15 protein-coding genes and 1 pseudogene are annotated in these 22,790 nt (G+C 62.7%); 9 read left to right on the forward strand and 7 right to left on the reverse strand.

The features are described 5' to 3' along the window. Positions 1-133 precede the first annotated feature (133 nt). Positions 134-1,210 (reverse strand): ABC transporter substrate-binding protein, encoded by a 1,077-nt coding sequence (locus ACSSU5_RS01205; RefSeq protein ID WP_492560429.1) that lies wholly within the window; start codon positions 1,208-1,210, stop codon positions 134-136. A 214-nt stretch (positions 1,211-1,424) separates the two neighbouring features. Between ACSSU5_RS01205 and ACSSU5_RS01210 the strand changes: the two genes are divergently transcribed. Then, positions 1,425-3,077 carry a nitrite/sulfite reductase gene (locus ACSSU5_RS01210; RefSeq protein ID WP_264312641.1) on the forward strand — a complete coding sequence of 551 codons (1,653 nt, stop codon included), beginning with the start codon at positions 1,425-1,427 and terminating at the stop codon, positions 3,075-3,077. Further along, the gene (locus ACSSU5_RS01215; RefSeq protein ID WP_264312640.1) at positions 3,061-3,555 is read left to right on the forward strand and encodes a DUF934 domain-containing protein; all 495 of its coding nucleotides are present in this window, start codon (positions 3,061-3,063) and stop codon (positions 3,553-3,555) included. The genes ACSSU5_RS01210 and ACSSU5_RS01215 overlap by 17 nt, the downstream gene beginning before the upstream one ends. Positions 3,556-3,604: 49 nt before the next feature. Here ACSSU5_RS01215 and ACSSU5_RS01220 read toward each other — a convergent pair whose 3' ends face one another. Both ACSSU5_RS01220 and ACSSU5_RS01225 read right to left on the reverse strand, forming a co-directional pair. Next, entirely contained in the window at positions 3,605-8,665 is a 5,061-nt protein-coding gene (locus ACSSU5_RS01220; RefSeq protein WP_492560430.1) for an NEL-type E3 ubiquitin ligase domain-containing protein, read from the reverse strand. Between the two features lie 69 nt (positions 8,666-8,734). Next, complete coding sequence (locus ACSSU5_RS01225) at positions 8,735-12,784, reverse strand: leucine-rich repeat domain-containing protein (protein WP_492560431.1); 4,050 nt, start codon at positions 12,782-12,784, stop codon at positions 8,735-8,737. A 263-nt stretch (positions 12,785-13,047) separates the two neighbouring features. Here ACSSU5_RS01225 and dkgB point away from each other — a divergent pair, with 263 nt between their 5' ends. Next, positions 13,048-13,851, forward strand: coding sequence for a 2,5-didehydrogluconate reductase DkgB (gene dkgB / locus ACSSU5_RS01230; RefSeq protein ID WP_492560432.1), 804 nt, complete (start codon positions 13,048-13,050; stop codon positions 13,849-13,851). 184 nt (positions 13,852-14,035) lie between these two features. Continuing rightward, on the forward strand, positions 14,036-14,500 hold the full coding sequence (locus ACSSU5_RS01235; protein ID WP_492560433.1) for a nuclear transport factor 2 family protein: 465 nt from the start codon (positions 14,036-14,038) through the stop codon (positions 14,498-14,500). A 13-nt stretch (positions 14,501-14,513) separates the two neighbouring features. On the opposite strand, the gene ACSSU5_RS01240 is transcribed toward ACSSU5_RS01235, so the two are convergent. Together ACSSU5_RS01240 and ACSSU5_RS01245 are read right to left on the reverse strand one after the other, a co-directional pair. Further along, a complete protein-coding gene (locus ACSSU5_RS01240; protein WP_492560434.1) occupies positions 14,514-15,869 on the reverse strand; it encodes a sensor histidine kinase in 1,356 nt (451 codons plus the stop codon). Then, on the reverse strand, positions 15,866-16,576 hold the full coding sequence (locus ACSSU5_RS01245) for a response regulator (protein WP_264312634.1): 711 nt from the start codon (positions 16,574-16,576) through the stop codon (positions 15,866-15,868). The genes ACSSU5_RS01240 and ACSSU5_RS01245 overlap by 4 nt, the downstream gene beginning before the upstream one ends. A gap of 168 nt (positions 16,577-16,744) precedes the next feature. Here ACSSU5_RS01245 and ACSSU5_RS01250 point away from each other — a divergent pair. Beyond that, positions 16,745-17,532, forward strand: a pseudogene (locus ACSSU5_RS01250) (MlaA family lipoprotein). After that, complete coding sequence (locus ACSSU5_RS01255; RefSeq protein ID WP_264312632.1) at positions 17,525-17,761, forward strand: hypothetical protein; 237 nt, start codon at positions 17,525-17,527, stop codon at positions 17,759-17,761. The pseudogene ACSSU5_RS01250 and the gene ACSSU5_RS01255 overlap by 8 nt, the downstream one beginning before the upstream one ends. Before the next feature lie 9 nt (positions 17,762-17,770). Here the strand turns inward: ACSSU5_RS01255 and ACSSU5_RS01260 are convergent, their stop codons facing one another. Continuing rightward, the gene (locus tag ACSSU5_RS01260) at positions 17,771-18,058 is read right to left on the reverse strand and encodes a DUF3303 domain-containing protein (protein WP_264312631.1); all 288 of its coding nucleotides are present in this window, start codon (positions 18,056-18,058) and stop codon (positions 17,771-17,773) included. 271 nt (positions 18,059-18,329) lie between these two features. On the opposite strand from ACSSU5_RS01260, the gene ACSSU5_RS01265 reads away from it, so the two are divergent. Together ACSSU5_RS01265 and ACSSU5_RS01270 are read left to right on the forward strand one after the other, a co-directional pair. Continuing rightward, positions 18,330-19,565: an MFS transporter gene (locus ACSSU5_RS01265; RefSeq protein ID WP_492560435.1), complete on the forward strand. Its 1,236-nt coding sequence runs from the start codon at positions 18,330-18,332 to the stop codon at positions 19,563-19,565. A gap of 36 nt (positions 19,566-19,601) precedes the next feature. After that, positions 19,602-20,375, forward strand: a complete 774-nt coding sequence (locus ACSSU5_RS01270) for an AraC family transcriptional regulator (protein WP_492560436.1) — start codon at positions 19,602-19,604, stop codon at positions 20,373-20,375. Between the two features lie 7 nt (positions 20,376-20,382). Here ACSSU5_RS01270 and ACSSU5_RS01275 read toward each other — a convergent pair whose 3' ends face one another. Continuing rightward, positions 20,383-21,348 carry an ABC transporter substrate-binding protein gene (locus ACSSU5_RS01275; protein WP_492560437.1) on the reverse strand — a complete coding sequence of 322 codons (966 nt, stop codon included), beginning with the start codon at positions 21,346-21,348 and terminating at the stop codon, positions 20,383-20,385. 212 nt (positions 21,349-21,560) lie between these two features. On the opposite strand from ACSSU5_RS01275, the gene ACSSU5_RS01280 reads away from it, so the two are divergent. Next, complete coding sequence (locus ACSSU5_RS01280) at positions 21,561-22,709, forward strand: M14 family metallopeptidase (RefSeq protein ID WP_264312627.1); 1,149 nt, start codon at positions 21,561-21,563, stop codon at positions 22,707-22,709. Positions 22,710-22,790: the final 81 nt, after the last annotated feature.

Raw genomic sequence — 22,790 nt, forward strand, 5'->3', positions numbered from 1 at the left:
TGCGGATCTTGGTTGAGTTTCCCATTGCATTGCCTCTTGTTGTGGTTATGGGAATGCACTTCACCTCCAGCAGTTAAGACGAGCAATGCCCTTTCCTCAAGCAAGGTTTTTCGCCATTCGACGGGTCGAAAGGTCAATACTCCACAGGCGACGTCAGAAAGGGGTACTGAAAACTGGATGGGCGACCTTGAGCGCTGTAGCGTCGAAAGTCGATGCCATAGTCGTCACGTTCGAGCAATCTGAGCCAACGTCGCGCCTTGTCCGGGTCGATCGACTGCAACACTGGGACACTGTGCTCACGCAGCCCATCCCGATTGATTTGCAGCCCCTGCGCATCGTCCTTGAGCATGATCATCGCCCACCCCCCCAAGGTAAAATGCCCGCCCATGAGCACACCCAGGCGCCCGTCAATACGCGCCCGCAACGCCTCGGGCGAACTGTTGACGGCGCTGAACACGGCATCGCGCCCCGGCATGCGCCCAGCGGCCTCGAACGCCTGCATGGCGCCGAAGGCCATCTCATCGTTGGCCGACCACACAAGCTTGGTATCCGGGTAGCGCTCCAACAGCACACGCGCCTGCTCGAAGGCGCGCTCACGGTTCCAGCCACCGTACACCACCGTGCGCAAGCGGACCTGGGGGAAATCGGCCAAGGCGCGGCGCATGCCCGCTTCACGCAGTTGCGACGCGGGGGTGGTCTTCACTCCGGCAAAGGCTACAAGGTCCACCGGTTCGTTGCCGGGCGGCAGCAAGGCGACCATCTCGTGCAGCATCTGGTAACCGGCTTGTTCATCGTTGGTGGTCAGCGTGCCCAGTACCTGAGCATATTTCTCTGGCTGGGCCTCGACGCTCTGCGCCTGGCTGGCGGTCAAACCGTTGTTGACCAGAAACAGCTTCACCCCGGTGCCCTGCGACAGGCGGATGATTTCCGGCGCCACATACTGCTCGTTGACCAGCACCAGGTAGTCTGGGCGCTGCGGGCCCTTGAGCAGCGCCCGTGCCTGGTTCAGTGCCCGCTCGGCACTGCGCTCGCTGTATTCCACCCGCAGCGTCAACCCCAGGTCGTCGGCTGCGGCCTGCATGAAGCGTGAATAGCTGACCCAGAATGTCTCATTGGACAGGCCTGGGTTGAGGAACACGACTGAAGCTGCCTGCGCATTGGCTGCCAAAGGCAAGCTCAGGCACAAGCTTTGGCACAGCGCCTTGAGCATGCGGTTACACCCCTGCAACAAACCCGCGAGTATAAACCCACGGCACCTCAGGGCGAACAAATGCCAGTCAGTCTCACTTAGTTCGTTTGGTTCTTTTCATATGCAAAAACATCACTTTAGCGCATAAACACACTCTGATATCGTTCCCCAGCTCCGAACCGGAGTGCGCGGCCGTGCGCGCGAATAGCTGCATGCAGCCTGAGACAGGACTTTTATGTACGTATACGACGAGTACGATCAGCGGATCATCGAGGACCGCGTCAAGCAGTTCCGTGATCAGACCCGCCGCTACCTGGCCGGGGAGCTGAGCGAAGAAGAATTCCGCCCTCTGCGCCTGCAGAACGGCCTTTATATCCAACGTTTCGCCCCGATGCTGCGCGTCGCCGTGCCTTATGGCCAGCTGAACGCCCGCCAGGTCCGCACACTGGCCAAGATCGCTCGCGACTACGACAAGGGCTACGCCCACATTTCCACCCGCCAGAACGTGCAGTACAACTGGCCGGCGCTGGAAGACATCCCGGACATCCTTGCCGAGCTGGCCACCGTGCAGATGCACGCGATCCAGACCAGCGGCAACTGCCTGCGCAACACCACCACCGACCAGTTCGCCGGTGTTGCCGCAGACGAGCTGATCGACCCGCGCCCATGGTGCGAGATCGTCCGTCAGTGGACCACCTTCCACCCAGAATTCGCCTACCTGCCGCGTAAATTCAAGATCGCCATCAACGGCTCGAAGGAAGACCGCGCCGCCATCGAAGTGCACGATATTGGCCTGGAGCCAGTGCGCAACGAAGCGGGCGAACTGGGCTTCCGCGTGCTGGTCGGCGGCGGCCTGGGGCGTACCCCGGTGGTTGGCTCGTTCATCAACGAGTTCCTGCCTTGGCAGGACCTGATCAGCTACCTGGACGCCATCCTGCGCGTGTACAACCGTTACGGTCGCCGTGACAATAAGTACAAGGCGCGGATCAAGATCCTGGTCAAGGCACTGACGCCTGAAGTGTTCGCCGAGAAGGTCGAGGCCGAAATGGTCCACCTGCGTGGCGGCAGCAGCACCCTGACCGAAGATGAAGTACAGCGCGTTTCGCGCCACTTCATCGACCCGGACTACCTGGCCCTGGACAATGTGGATTACAGCGCCCAGGACGCCGAAGCCCCAGGCTTCGCCCGCTGGCGCTCGCGCAACACCCGCGCTCACAAGCGCCCTGGCTATGTGGCCGTGACCCTGTCACTCAAGCCCACCGGCGTTGCCCCAGGCGACCTGACCGACAAGCAGCTGGACGCCGTGGCGGACCTTGCCGAACGCTACAGCTTCGGTTTCCTGCGTACTTCGCACGAACAGAACATCATCCTGGCCGACGTCGAGCAGCGCCAGCTGCACGCCCTGTGGCTGGAGCTGCGCGAAGGTGGTTTCGCCACGCCGAACATCGGCCTGCTGACCGACATCATCTGCTGCCCGGGTGGCGACTACTGCTCGCTGGCCAACGCCAAGTCGATCCCGATCGCCGAATCCATCCAGCGCCGCTTTGACGACCTGGACTACCTGTTCGACATCGGCGAAATCGACCTGAACATCTCCGGTTGCATGAACGCCTGCGGCCACCACCACGTGGGCCACATCGGCATCCTCGGTGTGGACAAGAAAGGCGAGGAGTTCTACCAGGTGTCCCTGGGCGGCAACGCTGCACGTGACGCGAGCCTGGGCAAGATCCTCGGCCCGTCCTTTGCCCAGGACGCCATGGCCGATGTGATTGAAAAGCTGATCGCCGTGTACGTTGAACAGCGTACCGAGGAAGAGCGTTTCATCGACACCTACCAGCGTATCGGCATCGACCCCTTCAAGGAACGCGTCTATGCAGCGAATCATTAAGAACAACCAGATCGTCGACGAAACCTGGCACCTGCTGCCCAAGGAAACCTCGTTCGACGAGTTGACCAACTGCGACGACTACATCGTCCCGCTGCAACTGTGGCGCGACCATGCCCACGTGCTCAAGGCCCGCGACGGCGGCCTTGGCATCTGGCTGGACAGCGACGAAGAAGCGGAAGAGATCGGCGATGATGTTCAGCACTTCCAGGTCATCGCCCTGAACTTCCCGGCCTTCACCGACGGGCGCAACTACTCCAATGCGCGCCTGCTGCGTGACCGCTACAAGTTCACCGGCGAGCTGCGCGCCATTGGCGACGTGCTGCGCGACCAGCTGTTCTTCATGGCTCGCTGCGGCTTCGATGCGTTTGCCATCCGCGCCGACAAAGACCCGGAAGACGCACTGCAAAGCCTGAAGGACTTCTCGGTGACCTACCAGGGCGCCACCGACCAGCCGCTGCCGCTGTTCCGCCGCCGCTGATCGTTACGCTGCATGGCCCACCGCCCGGTGGGCCATGTCCTTTTCAGCCTCAGCCCCTACGACCCCGTGGTTTCCTCCGCGCGGGCGGCATCTGTTGCTCAGCCACCCTCTCCCGCTCTGCCATCAACCGCGCCAGCGCCTCTCGAATTCGCCCCATAACAGCCTCGCTCAGCTGATTGTGCTCAAGATTGACCGTATCCGGATGTGCCTCCACCCAGCTCAACGCTTCATCGGTCAGCACCCCAATTCGGTTACCGCGCAAGTCGACGATCAACTCGGGATAGCGTTGCAGTAGAGCCAGAGGAAAACTGCGCATGCCCGTCGCTCGTAATGACAAAAATTGCAGGTGTATGTTGTAGCGCAACTGCGGCAATGCACCCAGCGGGTTTCCTTCAAGGCTGAGAATTTCCAGCCTGGCGAACCATTCCAAGCGTAATTGGCCTTGCGCATCCAAGGTGATGGCGTTGTCCTGCAGGTACAGCTGGGTCAACCGGCTCAGCTGACTCAAATGCTCCGGGACAACCTGCAAACGGTTCGCACCCAGGTTTAGAATGCGCAACTGGGCGAGATTGCCGAGCGTGCTGGGCACTGTACCCAGCAGGTTGCCGCGCAGCTGCAGGTTCTCAAGGTTTGCCAACTGCCCGATACGATCATCCAAGCCCGCGATCTGGTTAAAGGACAGATCCAGGCTGGTCAGTTGAGCCAACTGCTCGACACCGTCAGGCATCTGCTCCAGTTGATTACCACTGAGATCCAGATCGGTCAGTTGAGTCAAGTGTTCCAGCCCGCTGACCGTTTCGAGCCGGTTTCCCCCCAGGGTCAACCGGCGCAGTTGTGGCAGATGTTCCAACCCATTCAGGTGAGCGATCCGATTCCCCGACAGGTCCACATCCTCCAGGTTGGGAAATCGACGCAAGAAATCGGCATCGACAACCGAAAGTTGCTGATTGCGTAATGACAAGGCGCGTAACCGTTCAAACATGATGCCTGAGGGAAGCCCTGGCAACGAGCTGATGGCCGAGCCAACACTGGACGAGCCCAGAGAGGGGCCCTCCTCGCGGTAATTGGACTGCCAAAACGCCCGCAGGACGTCTGCAATATGAGATCGAGCATCATGTTCCGGGTCACCGGGCAGCCCGCGCCAGGTATCCAGGCTCATCTCAAGGCGCCTCGACAAATGAGCATAGGCGCGGGTACCCGGGCCATGGGGCGGTTCGAGCCGATACCATGTCCAAGCGTTGCCACGGGCCAAGCTCAGCCTCAGTGCCTGCTCCTCTTCCTTGCGCTGCTCGACGAGGCGGTCAGCGTCACCTTCCGGCATTTGCCCTGTCGCCGGGTCTACAGCCAATGCAGCTAGCCGATCAGCGTACGCCTGCCGAACGGCCGAAAACTGATCGGCATAGGCGACCCGCACATGATCGTGCCAGAACGCTTGTTGTGCCAGGTACTGGCTGAGTGCCTCGGAGTTCTCGGCGTCGTACACCGCAGCTTCGGCTGCGATCAGGTCATCAGCCGTCACTTGTTCGACGTGCCTGAAACTCATGTACGTGGGCTGGCCATAAATGCCCAGTGGCTCTGCAAGCTGAACGCGGAAGGCCAAAAAAACTTCGCTTGGATTGAAGGGTACAGCGCGCAAGCGCAAGGCTTCGATGTGCTGCGCTGCATAGCGGTTGACCTGGTCTAGCCTGAACAGCTCACGCCCCAGGCTACGCAACGCCCGTTCCAGCGCCCTGCCCCGCAGGCCGTCTGTACGTAATGCCACCTGAAGGCTGATGATCAGTGCATCAAGATCAATGCCGCGTTGTGGTACAGCGGCCTGGCGGAAAATGGCCCGACGGATATGCGCATGGTGGTACATGGCATTGAGCAATTCCCCCACCCGCCGGCGCATCTCGGCAGGTTGAAGTGCAGAGGCCTCGGAGGGCCACAATGCCTCAAGAAACACAAAGAAACCATCGCTGCCAGCTTCCTGCTCAAGCGCCTGCCACTGGCTACGCCGGTGTGCAGCCTCCTCATCGCTCAACCCGTCGAACCACGGCTCATCGGCCTGCGCGCGCGGCGCCACAGGCTCGATGGCCAACCGTTCGCGCGCTTCGGCTGATAACGGGTTGCCCTGCAAACGCACGCGGTCTGGGTTAGCGCGCAACAAACCAGCCTGCACTTCGCTGATATCGACGATACGGTTATCGCGTAGGTCGATCAGCTCCAGTTGCGTGTACGTGCTGGTATCGGGTATTGATACCAGCCTGTTCGACGACAGGTCCAGATGCCGCACGTTGGGGAAACGGGCGAGAAAACCCTGATCGACCGCGGTGAGTTCGAGGCTGCTCAAGGTCAGCGTGGTCACGCGCTCGAAGCGTACCGACTCGGGCAATGCCGGCAGTGTGCCCAGGCGTGTCCCGTCCAGTATCAGCGCAAGATTGCCGTGCGTATCGCGAACGCGCCGTTGCCAGGCATGGCGAATGCGCCGGGCAATGCGCGCGCGTCTGATCAGTTGGATGGGCCCGGAGGATTGCCGACGCCACGCCCCTAACGCCTGATCCAAGGCGCGCAAGTCGTCACACAGCCGCAGGTAATGGTTCCAGGGGGGCCGTCCAAGGCTGCGGGCTTCAGCGACGAAACGCACCATGGCATTCTCGTCAACGTCAGGAAACAGCCGCTGAACACCGCGCCGTAATGCGCGGTTACTGCTTTCGCCTCGCCCACTCAACGGGTAGCCCAGGCGACCGTCCCCCAACCTTACCGGCGGCCGGAAGCCCAGCCCGATCGGCGCCATAGCCAATAAAGAGGCGACCTTGTCGCGTTGCTCGCTGGCCCATTGCGAGAGGTTATCGGCCAACGCTTGCGGAGAATCCCCGGCATTGCCCAATGCCCTCTTCTGCCACGGGTCCAGCTGCAACAGCAATGCCTGGAACAGGCTGTCGTCGGCCTTGGCCGACGGCATCGGCTGGCCCTCTGCATCCAGAGCCTGATAACCCTCGTCCGTTTTGAGCACGGTACGCACTTCACTGGCCTCTTGCGGCCCTATCCAGGCTGTTCGTTCACCCAAGTGCGTCCCCTTGCGCATTTCTATCCGCAACCCGCGCCAGGGCGCGCGCTCCGCGATCAGGCCCAAGGCCAATTGCTCGGTATCCCGGTTGATTGCAGCGCTTTGCAGCAGACCCGCGCACGCACGGTCCAAGCGTGCATCGCGCAGATACCAGCGCGCCTGCTCAGCCAAGGCCAGCGGTACTCGCTGACGCGCTTGCAACTGCTCGACGAGCCCCTCGGCGCTGTGTTCGAGAATTTCACGTGCCCCGTTGACGGACAGCCCGGGGAAGTCCCGGCAAAGCTGCGCTTCAGCGTCCGATGGCAAAGGTTGCTGCGCCTGCAGATGACGCTCAAAACCCTCGTCTTGCAGCCACGGCAATTCAGCGTGTAACTGCTGCCTTTGCACGGCGTCTTTCAAACGCGCCGGAGACGGGGCCTGTTCCACGTGCAGACGGCGCAGCTGGTCCTCGTTGAAGCCCGTGGCGCGCATCACGGTGTGCACGGCCTGCTGATCCAGCTGTGTCCATTGAGGGTCAAGATCCTGCAGCAGCTCGACACTGCCATGCCATTCATGGGGCATCTCAAGCCCATGCTGCCCGGCACCGGCAGCGATGTGGCCTGGCAAATAGGGGTCGCACAGCCTCAACGCCCCCTCATCCGTGTGCACAGGCACCAAGTCATCGACCCGTGCGGCTCGTGCCAGACGGTGCGATGCTGCGCCAGCGCCTACGTTGATAGCGGTCATTACCACGGTCTCGGCAACCGCATACACATGTTCCAACGCGCCCTGACGGTCACCCAGATACCAATCGGCATAACCCTCATAGACCTCATCCGCCACCTGCAGCGCAGTAATACCCAATAGCGGCAACGCCAGCACGGGTAGCGCGAAACTTGCCAGGCCCAATGCATCGAGCGCAAAACTCAGGTAGAAATGCAGGCGCCTGTCACGCACCTGCGCATCCACTTCTGCAGTAGGCACCGCATGCACCTTGGCATTGTCCAGCAAGGTGTCGATCTGCTGCTTGCGCAAGTGTTCGAACAGCGGCACGTCGATGGCTTCATGACGCCCATCAAGCTGGACCGGGACATCCAGGCCGCTGGCTTTCAACGCCTTGTCCAAGGCACGCGTGTAGGTTTCCAGGTCGCGGGCGCCGATAAACCGCTGAAAGAACTCGACGTAGCCTGGCAAGCGAAACTGCTTGCCCAGGGTCACGTACAAGACGTCCCAGGATGGGTACCAGGTCAAGGGGCCTTGAGGGTCATCGGGGATCCAGCACAAGACCCCCTCTAACGCCGCACCGGTTGCCCCCTGATGGGTGACTTCAAACGCCACTGCACCGCGCACCCACTGGCCGAATACGCACAGTTGCATTGGGCGCAACCCCGGCACCGAAGAAGCACCCGGGGTAAACAGGGCAAACAGCGGAGCACAATGCGCGTAGGCGTGCTGCGGGATTTCCCCGTTGACCAGGGACAGCTTCAGCGCCGCCTCCAGGCTTGCGCGAAACCCTTCCTCAACCAGCGCCTCGAGTTGTCGGCCAGCCTCCCCGTTCGGCACCAGTTGCGCCCGCAGGTAGGACTGATACTGGCCACCCAGGTCAAGCGAGCGACACAGCGTGAAAAAAGCCTTGGCAGAAAGGGCACACGCCTGCCCGGTCGCATCCAGCACGGCGGTGCCCGGCAAGATCGCGCTGGCGAGTGTTTCGCCTTCAGTGAAGTTGTGCAGGGCCGACTGCAACAGGCTGTGCTGGTAGATCCGCTCTTTGATGCCATCCGGGATGTGAGCAATGTGTGAAGGGAAACGCTGCAACGTCCTGCGTCGCAAGTTGGCCTGGCGCACATCGAGCGTCAGCTGATGTTGCGTTTGCAAAGCGTTTTGCAACAACGGGGCAGCAAAGGCATCCAGCGGCGTGATCTGCGCCAGCCAGCTGTGCAACTGCTGCTGTACCTGCTGTTGCCGTCGCTGGCTCTCATGCAGGCTGTAGAGGGTTTCTGGCGAGGCCTTGGTCAACCAGCCAGGCAGGCGACTGGCAACCAAAGCATCGGTGGAATCGTCGGGGAAAGGCGAGTTCTGCATCGCAGGCTCCTCAAGGCTGAAGCCGCGATTGCACCACTGCACAGCGGGGCGCTTGCGGTAACTATTGCGTCAGCCCCGTTGGCTCAGCGTGTCAAACTGCATGCGCGCCGCCCGCCAACGCGCCAGCACCTCCTCATCAAGGGGATTGTTGTTCAAATTGAGTCGGTTGGGGTGTTGCCGAATCCAGCCCAATGCCCGCTCGCTCAGCTCGACTATCAGATTGTCGGCAAGATCCACATACACGCCCGCATGGCGCTCCATAAACGCCAGGGGAAATTCGCTCAGCCCTGTCGAGCAAAGCGACAGATGAAGCAGGTGGTCGAGGTTGCGCAGTGGCGGAATCATGCCAATAGGGTTGCCATTCAAGCTGAGCGTTCGCAAGGCGCTGAAGGCTTCCAGCCGTTGGCCACCTGGCGCATCGATGATGATCTGGTTGTCAGCCAGGTACAGCTCGACCAGCTGCCGCAGCCGTTCCAGGCCCTCGGGTATGGCCGTGAGGCGATTGCCGCGCAAGTTGAGGATTCTCAAGCCCGTCAAATTGCTCAGCGCCGCTGGTACACGCGTCAATCTGTTCTCTGCCAGGTGCAACTGCAACAGCCTGCTCAGCCCGCCCACGGTGTCCGGCAGGTCGGTAAGGCGATTACCGGCAAGGTTCAACTGGGTCAGGCCAACCATGTGCTCAATACCCGCTGGCAGTGTTGTGAACTGGTTGTTGCTCACATTCAGGTACTGCAGCCGCACGAGCCTGCGAATCTGCTCGGGAAGGGCTGACAACAGGTTGTCACTCAAGTCCAGTTGCGTCAGCAGCGTAAGGCCCTGTACACCGTCAAGCGCAGTTAGGCGGTTGCGCCGCAGGTCCAGGCGCGTGAGCCGGGTGAGGGTTGCCAAGCCGGGTATGGCAGTGAGCTGGTTGTCGTTCAAGGCCAGCTGGGTCAGTGACGACAGGTGCTGCACCTCATCCAGGGTAGCCAGCCGGTTGTGCTGCAGATCCAGGCGGATCAAGCGGTGCAGGTCACCCAAGCCAGGCACTGCGGTCAGTTTGTTGCCACTGAGTTGCAAGCTTCGCAAATGGCTGAAACGGCCAAGGAAATCGCTCTGGAGCGAGGTCAATCCGACATTGCTCAAGCACAAGCGTTGCAGGTGCCCGAAGTGAAGACCTGGCGGCAACATGGGCAAATTCCCTACCGGGTCATTGCGCACCACCAACGCTTCCACCCCGCCCGGGCCGTAGAAGTCAGGCTGCCATGCCTCGCGGATCAGTTGCCCGACACGCTGGCGGCGATGGTAGTTTTCAGCCGTGGCTTGCCCCCGCCAGGCACGCAGGCTGAGGTCGAGCCGCTCTACCTGCCTGGCCAGTTCACTGAACGCCGTCCAGATCGTCCGCCCAGGCCTCTGCGCCAGTTGCAGGGCCAGCCACATCACGTCCTGTGCTGGGCGGTGCGGGAACAACTGGTGCAGCCCGGCGCGAATGGACTGGCGGGCCTGCAGGTCCGCCGTGGTGACAACCTGGCCGCGTAGCGGGCGCGAGGCATCGCCACCACTCAGTGGGTAGCCCAGCCGACCATCGCCAAGGCGCACCGGCGGGCGTATCGCACCCTCTACCGGGGCCATGCCAAGCAGTGTTGCAACGCGCTCCCGTTGCTCGCCAGCCCGAATGGCCAAGGCATGACCGAGCTGCTCTGCCGCTCGCCCCCCCTCACCCAGCCTCTGCTTCTGTGCCTCATCAAGGTGCCACCACAGTGCCTGGACCACGCTGTCGTTTTCGCTCGCTGAGGGCAGCGTCACCCCCGCCGTGTCCAAAGCCTGGTAGCCCTGGCCACGCTTGACGATGTACTTCACTCGGGTGGCATCTTGTGCTCCGGACTGGGCCAGCAGATCACCGCTCAAGCGCTCGCTGCGCAGCTCGACCCGCTCGGTTTGCGCCCACGGTGCCACATCAGCAGTCAAGCCCAGCGCCAGCCGCTCGGTGTCAGCATTCACCGCCGCCGCCTGATAGAACCCCGCGCAGGCGCGATCCAGGCGGCTGTCACGCAACAACCAGCGTGCTTCGCTGGCCAATGCCAGGGGCACACGCTGGCTGCTATTCATGGCGTCGACCACATCAGGCCCAGCACGCAAGGTAATTTCCCGCGCGCAGCGCGGTGTAAGGCCGGGGAAGTCGCGTTTCAACACACGCTCTGCTGCCCCTGTGGGGCTCTGCAGCCCGCTCAAGTGCAGCTCAAATGCGGCGCCGTGCAACTCAGGGTGCTGCGCATGTAACTGGTAGCGCTGCAAGGCATCCTGCAACCGTGCCGGCGCCGGTGCATGATCCAGGTGCAAGCGACGCAGACGCCCTTCATCGAAGCCGGTTATGCGCATCACACGCTCGGCCGTCAGCGGGTCGAGCGTCGCCCAGGCACTGTTCAAGCGTTGCATCAGTTGCGTCGCACCCTGCCAATGCTGTGGGCTTTCCAACTGATGGGTCCAGCCGCCCTCGCCATTGTCGTCGAGCCAAGGTGAATAGGCCTGCGCCCTGCTGGGGTGGCGGATGCGCAAGCCCGCCCCTTGAGCATCCTCAACAACCTGGTAGGTCGCCAGGTGGGTGCGTAAACGGCTCTGCCCGGCCACTACGGCACGCTCGCCAACGGCCAGCCCCTGGTCGGGCAGCGCATAGCCTGGCAAGGCTGCATCGATCAGCCGCAGCTCGTGGCGCTCGGTCATTATCGGCAGCAGCGCATCCACGTAGGCAGAGCGTTCGATCAAGCGCCCGGCGACCACACCGATCGACGCCAATGCGCCCCCCGCTGCCAGGTTTTCAGCAACGCACCACAGGTGGTTCAGCGCACCCTCCCGATCACCGAGCTGCCAGTCGGCATAGCCTTCATAGACCTCGTCCGTGATCTGCAGCGCAGCGATGCCCAGCAGAGGCAGGCCAAGTGCGGGTACGAACAGGCTGGCCAACCCCAACAGGTCAAACCCTGCACTGGCATAGTCGCTCATGCGTCGCTCGCGCTCGACCTGGTTGGCCTTGGCGGTGGGCGTGGCCAACACGCACGCATCGTCAAGCAGCGTGTCGAGGCGCACCTGACGAACGTGCTGAAACAGCGGCCCTGCGATCGCGTGGCTGCGGCCATCGAGTTGGAGGGACGGGCCGCCCGCTCTGGCTTGCAACAAACGTTGCAGGGTGAGGCTAAAGGCGCACCGATCACGCTCGCTGATAAACCGCTGAATAAAGGAGGGATAGCCATTCGTCCGGCACCGTTGGCCCAGGTTGCGCCACAGATCATCCCAGGAATCAAAACGCCGCAGCGCCCCCTGAACATCATCAGGCACCCACAGCACGACCCCCTCAAGCGGCGCGCTCGACCGCCCCTCTCGGCGCGCCTCGAACGCCACTACCCCGCGCAGCAACTTGCCCAGCACCCGCAGCTCGAATGGCTTCAATCGGGTGGTGTCGGCGGCCACCACGGCGACTTTCGAGATAACCGGAAGGTACTGCAAGTACGTGCGTTCATCGATGTCACCCCTGGCGGCTGCCAGGCGCACGTCAGCCTCAAGGTTGACGCGCGCACCTTCTTCGAGCAGCGATGCGACCTGCGTGCCCTCATACCCCGGCGCAAGCAGGATCGACTCAAGATGGCCCTGGTACTGCCCCCCGACATCCACGCTTCGGCAAAGCGCAATGTAGGTTTCCGGGCTCAGCACCTGCACCGCTCCTTGAGCGTCCACGATTACCTGGGTTTGCAGCGCGCCTGCGGGCGGGGTGTGCTGTTCGGCGAAGTTGTGCAGCGCCGCGGCCAGCAACGTCACGTCGCTGACCTCGCTCAGCGCCTGGCCCAGCCCGCCAGGAACTGCGGAGGATGCGGGAATGAGGGTCGTGTGGCGCAGCTTCGCCTGACGCACATCAAGCCCAGGCATCTGCCGTTCGCTCAAGGCCTGGTCAAGCAACGTCTTGGCAAAGGTATCCAATGGGGTAATGCGGGAGAACAGCGCTGCCAGCCGGTGCTGGATGCGTTGCTGCTGCTGCAGACTTGCCCGCAACGTACCAAGTCGGTCGAGGGACGCCGTGCCCAGCCAGGTGGGTAATCGGCTTGCGATCAGGGTGTCGGTCAGATTGGGTTGCAGCGTTGGGGCAGTCATTGGCGGCTTTTCCGGTTGGGAATTCAGCCCGCAGCTAAACAGTGTTGCACTGCGCAGCCGCAGTACTTATGTCAACCAGGGCATGAGCGCGCGCCTCGATCACGGTCATCCCATCCATTCGTGACTACAAGTCAAATGACCTTCGCCCAGACTCGCCTTAATCATTTCAGTTGAAACCCGCACACTGATCCTCACTCGAACAGGTATCGAAGCACGCTACCGTCCGTCATTCGATCCCCGCCTCACTCAACAGGAGCACATTCATGAGCATTCCCGTTTTCGGCCTGGGCACCTTCCGCCTCACCGGCCAAGCCGTCATCGATTCGGTCAAGTCGGCCCTGGCACTGGGCTACCGCGTCATCGACACCGCGCAGATCTACAAGAACGAAGCCGAAGTAGGCCAGGCCATTGCCGAAAGCGGCGTACCGCGCAGCGAGCTGTTCATCACCACCAAGATCTGGGTCGACAACTACGCGGCCGACAAGCTGATCCCCAGCCTGCGCGAAAGCCTGACCAAACTGCGCACCGATTACGTCGACCTGTTGCTCATCCACTGGCCGGCACCGGGCAATGGCGTCGAGCTGACCGAGTACATGCAAGCTTTGGCTCAAGCCAAAAAACTGGGCCTGACCCGGCAGATTGGTATTTCCAACTTCAACATCGAGCTGACCCGCCAGGCCATCGACGTGGTCGGCAAAGGTGAGATCGCCACTAACCAGATCGAGCTCAGCCCCTACCTGCAGAACCGCGAGCTGGCTGCCTTCCTAAAGGATCAAGGCATCACCGTCACCTCCTACATGACCCTGGCCTATGGCAAGGTGCTGAAGGACCCGGTGCTGGCCGAAATCGCCGCCAAGCATAAAGCCACCGTCGCCCAGGTAGCCCTGGCGTGGGCCATACAGCTGGGCTACGCAGTGATCCCGTCCTCGACCAAGCGCGAAAACCTGGCCAGCAACCTGCTCGCCCGCGACCTGCGCCTGGACGCCGACGACATCGCACGCATCGCCTCGCTTGAACGCAACGGCCGCGAAGTCAGCCCCGATGGTCTGGCGCCAGTCTGGGACTGATCAGCCCTCGAACCTTTGCGCTGGGTGCCGGCTTGCCGGCCCCACAACGTCAGCGACGCGATTGCGACCTCCCACAGCACCATTGTTCCGCCCACCGTAATTATGAAGTGCCGGGCATGCCCATTCCCCGCACCGCCCTCCATGACTACGCTCCTAGGTGTAAACCACCTGAGGAGTCCCTACGATGCCCCGCCCACCGCTGCCCCCCTTCACCCGCGAAACCGCCATCGAAAAGGTCCGTCTCGCCGAAGACGGCTGGAACAGCCGCGACGCCGCCAAGGTGGCGCTCGCCTACACGCCCGATACCGTGTGGCGTAACCGTGTCGAGTTCCCCCGTGGCCGTGACCAGGTGGAGGCCTTTCTGACACGCAAGTGGAACCATGAGCTGGAGTACCGCCTGATCAAGGAGCTGTGGGCCTTCACCGGCAACCGAATTGCCGTGCGTTACGCCTACGAGTACCACGATGACAGCGGCCAGTGGTTCCGTGCTTATGGGAATGAGAACTGGGAATTCGCCGAAGACGGCCTGATGCAGAACCGCCATTCGAGTATCAATGAGCAACCGATAGCCGAAGCCGAGCGCAAGTTCCACTGGCCCTTGGGCCGGCGCCCGGACGATCACCCCAGCCTCAGTGACCTGGGGCTCTGATCGCCACGGCCGGTCAACCGGCAGGCAGCGTGACCCTGACCTCGAGCCCGCCGCCCTGGCGGTTGCTCAGGGTCACGCTACCGCCCTGCTCGAGAACGATGGCACGCGCCGCTGGCAAGCCCAGGCCGACCCCGCCAGTGTCCTTGTTGCGCGAGCCTTCGATGCGGTAGAACGGCTCGAAAACGCGTTCCTGCAGAGGCTCCGCGATGCCCGGCCCTCGGTCAAGGACACGGATGACGATCTGCTCGTCAGTGACCTCCAGCAGCACCGTCGGCTCACCGCCATATTTCACGGCATTGTCGATCAGGTTCACCACTACCCGCTTGATGCCAATGGGCCGGCCAACATAGACGCAGCGGCGCGGGCCGCTGAGGCTGATGTCCATGCCCGCATCCTTGAAATCATCCACCACCGTCAACAGCAGTTCACCCAGGTCAAACGCGGTGGTCGGCTCCAGCCGCGCATCATCACGGAAAAACTGCAAAGCGGCGTCAACCATCGCCTGCATCTCGTCCACGTCCTTGAACAACTTGGCCTGCAGTTCGCCGTCCTCGATGAACTCGGCGCGCAAGCGCATGCGGGTCAATGGCGCGCGCAGGTCGTGAGAGATCGCCGCGAGCATTTGCGTACGGTCATCGAGAAAATGCTTGAGCTGGGCCTGAGTGGCGTTGAACGCAAGGATGGCCTGGCGCAGGTCATAGGGGCCGACCACGGGAATCGGTGGCGCATTGAAGTCCTTGCCAAAGCGCCGCGCCCCTTCGGCGAAACGTTCCAAGGGCTGGGCCAGATAACGCGTGGCGAACAACGCGAGCGCCAGGCTGGAAGCGATCATCAGCGCCAGGATGATCAGGTTGCGCGGCAGTTCATCCAGCCCCCAGCTGCGGTCGATGGCGCGATACAGCAACCACGACCCGTCCGTCAGCTCGATCAGCAGGGCGTAACCGCGCGGCTGCGCCTGGGCGGGCAAATCGGACGGCCCGAAGACCTCGATCTGCGCATCCGCGCGCTTCAACAGGGCGCGCAATGTCGGCGCGCCCTCGCGAAATTCGCTGTCGGCCAGTGCCGGCAACCCGGCTTCGCCACGCTGGCGCAGCCATTGCACGCTGTACGACGCATCCCCCGCCGCACGGGCCAGAGCCTGCCGCTGCGCGGCAGGCGCGGCGTCGATGATACGGGCGACCGAGGCGACCTTCTCGATCAGGCCGCTTTCCAGCAACGGAGGTTGCGCCCATACGCTGAGCAGCACACTGAACACCCACTTGAGCAACAGCAGGCTGAGCATGGCCGCCAGGGTAGTGAGGGCGATCCAGCGGGCGATGGTGACGCGTGGCCGAGGCAGAGCCTTGCGCGCCCAGGCAAGCGGGCTCATTGCTTGGTCACATTGGCGCTGAACAGATAGCCGACGTTGCGCAAGGTGCGGATCAACGGTTCGTTGCCGTCATCGCGCTCAAGCTTGCGCCGCAGCCGGCTTACCTGCACATCGATGCTGCGGTCGTAGGCTTCGTGCGCTTCGCCACGGGCCAGGTCCAGCAGTTGCTGACGGCTGAGCACGCGCCTTGGGTGCTCGACAAACACCAGCAACAGCTCAAACTCGCCGTTGGACAACGGGATCATCACGCCCTCCGGCGAGCGCAGTTCACGGCGCAGCACTTCCAGCTGCCAGCCAGAGAACTCGAGTACCCCGCGCGGCGTGGAGGCTGGGCTGCTCACATTTTCGCCTGCCCGGCGCAACACCGCTCGCACCCTGGCCAGCAACTCACGGGCCGCGAACGGCTTGGTCAGGTAGTCGTCCGCGCCCAGCTCCAAGCCGACCACGCGGTCGCTCAGTTCGCCCATGGCAGTGAGCATGATCACCGCCACTTTGTACTCGGCCCGCAAGCGCTGGCAAAGCACCAGGCCACTGTCGCCTGGCAACATGACATCAAGAATGACCAGGTCCGGTACCCGACGTTCGAGTGCCTGCCAAAGGCCTTGGCCATCACTGGCCACATCGACCTCATAACCGTGTTGACGGAGAAACTTCTGCAGCAGGTCGAGTACTTCGACATCATCGTCGACAATCAGCAAATGGCTCACACCAGGGCACCGCGAACAGAGGGAGTAAAGGCTTACTTTAAGGCCATCCCAAGGCTGCCGTCATATATTTCAACCCGGAAACAAAGTGTCAGCCGGGCAATAATCCAGACATTCCCAGGCAATCAACCGGCCACACCATCGGCGCCAGTTCTTGTCAGGAATGTGCCCATGCCCACCCGCCTCTATGCCTGGTTTTCAGCCCGCAACGCCCTACTCGCCTTGTCACTGCTCGCAGCCGGAGGCTGTAGCCAGCGGCCACCTGCCAGTGCCTGTGGCCCTGTGGCCCTGTGGCCTATCAGCTCAGCGACCCGGCCGAACCCGCCAACCGCGCCGTGTTTGCCTTCAACCGAAGTGTCGATGATTATCTGCTGGCACCGGTCGCCCGTGGCTACAGCGCATTGCCTGATTTCACCCAGCAGGGCGTGCACAACTTCGCGGCCAACTTCGGCGAGCCCAAGGTCCTGGTCAACGACCTGCTGCAAGGCAATGGCGAGCGGGCGATGACCAGCCTCACGCGTTTCATCTTCAACACGACCCTGGGCGTGGCAGGCCTGATCGACGTGTCCGGGAAGATGGGGCTGGCCCGACACACGTCGGACTTTGGCCAGACCTTCGGCGTGTGGAACATTGCCGACGGCCCGATCGTCGAGCTGCCGTTACTGGGCACGCACAACCTGCGGGATGCGACCGGCAAGGTGCTGGACTTGGCGATCGACCCGTTCGGCGACAACAGCGATACGGTCGATACCCTGGGCAACGTGGCAATGGCAGGCGGTGTGGTAGATGGCCGCGCCGAAGCGCTGCCGGTAACCGACACCTTGCGCATCCTGCCTGATTACTACCTGGCCGTGCGCGACTACACCGCCCAACAGCGGGCCGAGCGGGTCGCCGAGGGCAAGGCAGGCGCGCCTGGCAAACGGCCGGCGAGCTGCCAAGGCGTGCAAAACGATGAATGATACCCAGGCCCCGGTGGTGCTGTTCAGACGCCTGCAGAATGACACCCGGCAACAGTTGCTGCACGAGCTTGAAGCACGCGTGTCCGATGATGGCCGACACCTGATCGTGAGCCGTTATCGCGAACGGTACGGCGACGCTGCACAGCGCCACGAAGTACACCGCCGGGTGCCCATCGCAACGCTGCTGAAGTGGATGGCCCGCGAAGGCAGGCGACACGAGCCATCCTGAGGGCGGGTTTCAGAGCGTCATCTTGCTGACTGCAGCCAGCAGCAAGGGCGCCATCTGTTCGTCGGTCATCGCCGGACAGACCTGCATCTGCATCAGGTCGGTCCAATCCAATGTCCATTCCAGCACGGGGTTCAGGTCGTCGCCTTCAACCACGGCAAACCCCTGCAACTGCCCCACGGCATACCAGCGGCCCAGTACTTTCAGGCTGGCGGGCGCGGCGCCGCCGTTCTTGGCGAAACGGGCCATGACCGCATTGCGGTTTTCCGGGGCGATGGTCCAGTGAATGATGAAAAGCATGTGGCACCTCCCAGTTGCTCGGCACCTGTGCGTTACGCTCGCCCTGGGGTACCGCTGCCAGCGGTGAGTGAATGCGCCATGTTTAGGCATAGCAGTGCTGCGGCGGTTTGCGCGGTTGGCCGTCGGAACCGCCGTGGCCGTCAATGACGCAGCGATCCTTGATGTCCGAAACGCGCTAGTGAGTGCCTGTTCGACGTGAGACAGACAAAAGCACCGCTGGCTATCCTCCGCCTGCAATGCCTTGCTATCACTCGACAAAAGAGCCTCGCTTATGACGACTTCTGCCGCCACCTTGGCCTCCTCCACCGCGCCCGCCGACCCGCCGCAAGGGTTTCTCGTCCGCATCGTCGGCGCCGCTGCCTTCGCCCATTTGCTCAACGACCTGATCCAGGCCGTGCTGCCGTCGATCTACCCGATGCTCAAGAGCGACTTCTCACTGAGCTTCGCGCAAATCGGCTGGATTGCCCTGGTCTACCAGGTCACCGCCTCGCTGCTGCAGCCCTGGGTTGGCCTGTACACCGACAAACACCCGCAACCCTACCTGTTGCCTGCCGGCATGCTGGTCACCCTGGTGGGCATCGGCCTGCTCGCCTTCGCGGACAGCTACCAGATGCTGCTGGTGGCCGCTGCCGTGGTCGGTGTCGGTTCAGCGACCTTCCACCCTGAAGCCTCCCGCGTGGCCAGGATGGCATCCGGCGGACGCTTCGGCACGGCGCAGTCGACGTTCCAGGTCGGTGGCAACACCGGCTCGGCCATCGGCCCCTTGCTGACCGCGGCCATCGTCATCCCGCACGGCCAGTCCGCCATTGCCTGGTTCATGCTGGCCGCCGCACTGGCCGTGTGTGTGCTGCTGCGCGTCACCGGCTGGAGCATCCGCCACGGCCAGACCCAGCTCAAGCGCTTTGCCGGCCAACAGGCACCCGGGCTGTCACGCGGCGCCATGTGGCGCGCGGTGGGCGTGATCGCGCTGCTGATGTTCGCCAAGTTCGTCTATATCGCCTCGTTCACCAATTACTTCACCTTCTACCTCATCGAGCATTTCGGCCTGAGCGTGCAGCAAAGCCAGCTTTACCTGTTCGTGTTCCTCGCCGCCGTGGCCCTGGGCACCTTCGCCGGTGGCCCGGTCGGGGATCGCATCGGGCGCAAGGCGGTGATCTGGGTCTCGTTCCTCGGCGTTGCGCCCTTCGCCCTCGCCCTGCCGTACGCCAACCTGGCCTGGACAGCGGTGCTGGCAGTTGCCATCGGCCTGGTGATGTCCTCAGCTTTCGCAGCGCTGGTGGTGTATGCCCAGGAAGCGGTGCCAGGTCGAGTCGGTATGGTCTCGGGGGTGATGTTCGGCCTGATGTTCGGCATCAGCGGCATTGGTGCCGCTGGGCTCGGAGAGCTGGCCGACCTGCATGGCATCGAATGGGTCTACCAGGCGATCTCGTTCCTGCCGCTGCTGGGGCTGGCCACGGCGCTGCTGCCGGCGACCCGCTCGAAAGCCCGCCCCGCCACCTGCTGCTAAAATGGCCGCGCTAGCCTGCGTTGGCACGAGGTCGTGATGGTCAAACCGTTGAATGAAATGCTGGTGGAGGTGGATCAGTGGACCTGGGAGGTGGGTAGCCGTGCGACCGACTACCCGCCAGACTGGTTCATCGCGCCGCACTCACATGCCAAGCATCAACTGATCTATGCCATCAAAGGTTTGATGATCGTCGAATCCGACTGCGAGCGCTGGACGGTGCCACCCAGCCGCGGCATCTGGATGCCTTGCGGCCAGGTGCACGCCATCCGCTGTGTGGGCGACGTGAAGATGCGCAGCGTGTTCGTGCGCACGGATGCCGCGGCAAACCTGCCGCTGCAGAGCAAGGCCATCAGTATTTCGCCCTTGCTCACCGAGTTGATCAAGGCGTCCGTGGGCTTCATCGCGCCGTTCGCCGAAGACTCACGCGAAGCCAGGATCATGCGCCTGATCCTCGACGAGATCTGCGTGCTGCCGACCTTGCCGCTGAAGTTGTCGCAGCCCAGCGACAAGCGCCTGCAGACCATCTGCGCGACCCTGCAAGCACGGCCCGACGCCCCCTCGACCGTCGCCGACTGGGGCATCCACCTGGGGGTGGACGAGAAGACCATCCAGCGCCTGTTCCGCAAGGAGACCGGCATGACCTTCGGCCAATGGCGCCAGCAGGCGCGGCTGATGCAAGCGCTGGAGCGGATCGCCCTGGGCGAGCGCATCATTGATGTCGCCGGCACGCTCGGCTACGACAGCCCGAGCGCTTTCGCCAGCATGTTCAAGCGCCAGTTCGGCACCACACCGAGCCAGTTCTTCAAGTAGCGGGTGCTCAGCGTTGAGCAGCCAGCGCCTCGGCAGAAGGCACCTTGAAGCCGCTGGCGAAGGTTGGCGCGACATCCAGCCGTTGGCTCATCAGGCCGTGAGCCTGATAGAAGTCGGCGGTTTCCTGTTGCTCGGCGATGGTCTTGGCGTCGATGGCCTGCCAGCGCAGTTGACGGCGCTCGAACTGCAGGCGCGCGGCGTCTTCAGGGAAGCCGATGATAGCTGCGAGGGTTTTCGAATAGCTGTCCAGGTGTTGATAGGCCCACACCTGGGCGCTGGCCAGACGCGCAAGGTAGTCCTGCAGCGCGGCGCGCCGTGGCGCATCCTCCAGCGCTTTGTCGGTGGCGGCGAGGAAGCTGTTGCCGCTGGACAGGCCACGCCCATTGACCAGCACCCGGCCCTGCCCGCTCACCTGCGAGAGTGCCGTGTAGGGCTCCCAGGTCGACCAGGCGTCCACCGAGCCATTGGCCAAGGCAATCTTGGCATCGACCGGGCCAAGGAAGCGGAACTCGACGTCTTTTTCCGTCAGGCCGACCTGGTCCAGCGCCTTGAGCGCCAGGTGGTGGCCAATCGACCCTCGCCCCGTGGCGATGCGCTTGCCCTTGAGGTCGGCGGCACTGCTGAACGGGGCGTCCGGGTTCACCAGCAGCGCGGTGCCGTACGGGTCTGACTTGTCGACGGCAACGGCCTTGACCGGCGCCCCCGAGGCGAGCACAAACAGCAACGGTGCATCACCGATGATGCCCGCGTCGATCGCCCCGGCATTCAGTGCCTCGGCCAAGGGCGCAGCAGCGGGGAACTCGGCCCACTGAATGTCGTATGGCAGGTCACGCAAGGCATCGGCGGCCTCCAGCTGAGCACGCATGTTGCCTTTCTGGTCACCGATGCGCAGGGTCAGGCGGTCGGCGGCCAATGCCTGGGTCGCCAGCAACGTGCTGGCGGCGATGATCAAGAGTCGGGATCGAATGGACATCCACTGCTCCTCGCAGGTCCTGGAAAACCACGACTGTAGCGGCTGCCAATCAATAAATAAAAGTGATTTTAGTAATAACCTAATATGCAAACTAAAGAGCTCGCGACCTACTGCTAGCCCCTCGACACCTGGCGCAACAGCCCACCTGCATCACTCAAGCCCGCAACCGGTGTACAGTAACCCCACAACAATGCCCGTCAAGGAGCCCGGCGATGACCGTGACGCTGTCCCCCCTGCAGATCGACTGCGATTTCGATTCCGGCAACATCCAGGTCCTGGATGCCAGCAACCCTGCCCAGGTACACCTGGCCATCCGGCCAGACTCCAACAGCGGCCACTTCCAGTGGTTTCACTTCAAGGTCAGCGGGCTCACGCCTGGGCAGGCCCATCGCTTCAGCCTGGATAACGCCTTCGAATCCTCCTACCAGAACGCCTGGGCCGGGTACAACGCCGTGGCCTCCTACGACCAGCAAACCTGGTTCCGCGTACCCAGCCAGTTCGATGGCAAAGCCTTGTCATTCGAAGTGAAGGCTGAAAAGGATCAGATCTGGTTCGCCTACTTCGAGCCCTACCCTCGCGCCCGCCACAACCAACTGATCGAGCGTGCAAGGCAAATCCCCGGTGTCGAGCTGCTGGCCAACGGCCGTAGCGTGCAGGGGCGCGACATCCCCTTGCTGCGGGCCGGTAATGGCGCACCCGGCAAGCGCAAACTATGGCTGATCGCCCAGCAGCATCCGGGCGAACACATGGCCGAGTGGTTCATGGAAGGCGTGATCGACTGCCTGCAAGCCAACGAAGAGGAGGTGCGGCAACTGCTGGAAAAAGCCGACCTGTACCTGATACCCAACATGAACCCGGACGGCGCCTTCCTCGGGCATCTGCGCACCAACTTCAAGGGCAAGGACCTCAACCGCGCCTGGCAGGACGCCAGCGTCGAATTCAGCCCAGAGGTGTTCTTTGCCCAGGCGCAGATGAAACAACATGGGGTGGATGCGTTCATCGATGTGCATGGGGATGAAGAAATCCCGCATGTGTTCACGGCAGCATGTGAAGGCAATCCGGGCTACACGCCCCGCTTGGCCAAACTGGAAGCGCAATTCCGTAGCACGCTGTGCGGCGTAACGCGGGACTTCCAGACGGTGCATGGCTACACGCGCGATGAACCAGGGCAGGCGAACACGACCTTGGCCTGCAATGCCGTGGGCATGGCCCATGACTGCCTGTCACTGACGCTGGAGATGCCGTTCAAGGACCATGACGATGCGCCTGATCCGGTTGCCGGATGGTCGGGGGCGCGGTCGAAGGCACTGGCGGGGGCGGTGCTGGAGACGTTGCTGAATATGGTTGACGATCTGCGTTGATCTTCTAGGCCTCTTCGCGGGCAAGCCCGCTCCCACAGGTGAACCACTGGCTGCAGAAAAGTGGTTCACCTGTGGCAGACA

Source organism: Pseudomonas sp. E1MeOHC2 (assembly GCF_058745025.1).